Origin of the sequence: Microvirga sp. KLBC 81 (assembly GCF_003075415.1) — a bacterium.
GTDB lineage: Bacteria > Pseudomonadota > Alphaproteobacteria > Rhizobiales > Beijerinckiaceae > Microvirga.
Genome location: NZ_QDAH01000253.1, coordinates 1 through 1,210, shown reverse-complemented (window position 1 = coordinate 1,210; position 1,210 = coordinate 1). Strand labels below are relative to the sequence as shown.

General features: G+C 62.5%; 1 protein-coding gene. It reads right to left on the bottom strand.

Going from position 1 to position 1,210, the window contains the following annotated elements:
* Positions 1–90: 90 nt before the first annotated feature.
* A protein-coding gene (locus DC522_RS33600; RefSeq protein ID WP_116532706.1) for an IS630 family transposase occupies positions 91–1,048 on the bottom strand; the annotation gives its coding sequence in 2 pieces (ribosomal slippage) (positions 91–696 and positions 698–1,048; 957 coding nt in all).
* Positions 1,049–1,210 lie beyond the last annotated feature (162 nt).

The window sequence follows — 1,210 nt, the reverse complement described above, 5'->3', positions numbered from 1 at the left end:
GAGAGCCAAGATGAGTGAATCACGAAGCCGCCACACCGCATAGCCCCAACGATTCCGTCAGAACTGCCGTTGCTCTAGAGCATCGGACAATTACATGGACGCATATCCGGCGGCCTTGAGGTAGTTCCAGCATTCATCTGGCTCGAACAGACCGCAGATGTCGCCGAGGGCGCGCCAGAGCGCGTCAAAGGTGCGGGCTTCCGCTTTGCGCAGGTGCGCTTTGATCTTGGCAAAGGCCTGCTCAATCGGATTGAGATCGGGCGAATAAGCCGGCAGGAACAGGAACCAGGCGCCTTGTCTCTTCAGATATTGGGCAGCCTTTTCACTCTTGTGAACGGCCAGAGTGTCGAGGATCACCACGTCACCTTTGCGCAGGGTCGGGGCGAGCTGGGTCTCGATGTACGTCTCAAACGCCTCGCGGGTGATCGGACCATCGATCACCCAGGGCGCGCTCAGCTCGCGACAACGCAGTCCAGCGATGAAGGTATGGGTCTTCCAGTGGCCGGAAGGAGCGCTTGCGCGTAACCGCTGCCCCCGGCGAGAGCGCCCGCGCAGGCGCGTCATTTTGGTGTTGACGTAGGTCTCGTCCAGGAACACCAGGCGGTGCGGCTCTTGGCGCATGCGGGCCTGACGCTGGCTGGTCCAGACGCGGCGCTCCTCACGCACATCGGCGCGTGTGCACTCCGCCGCCATCAGCTGTTTTTTTATAGCTGAAGCCGCGCCGGCACAGGAAGCGCGAGAGCATCGCAGGGGCTGCGGCGATCCCGTGTTTCTCCAGCAAGCGAGCTGCGAGTTCGGGCATGGCGATGGCCGGCCTCGCCTCGACGGTCTGGATCAGGAAGCTCTCATAAGCCACCAGCTTGCCGCGTCCCGGTGGGCGGCCCTGACGGGCCGGCGCGAGTGAGCCGAAGTGCCGCTGGCGCTGCATCAGCTTGATGGCGCAGCTGTCACTGACCCCGAAGTGGCGGGCCGCCGCCCGGCAGGAATGGCCCGCCTCGACAAAGGCCGCAACCCGCACGCGCAGATCCAAGGAGAAGCTCTGGGTCATGATCCACCTCCTGTTCTCAGAAGGGAATCACACTTCAGCCCAGGCCGAAACCTCTTGAATCCGCCTTTCCGTCCGTTGCTCTAGATGTTTAGTCCCGGCATTTGGTGGATCGGATCGAGCCTGAAGCGTTCCGGCTCGGTTGTCCAGACTTTGCAGATGTAC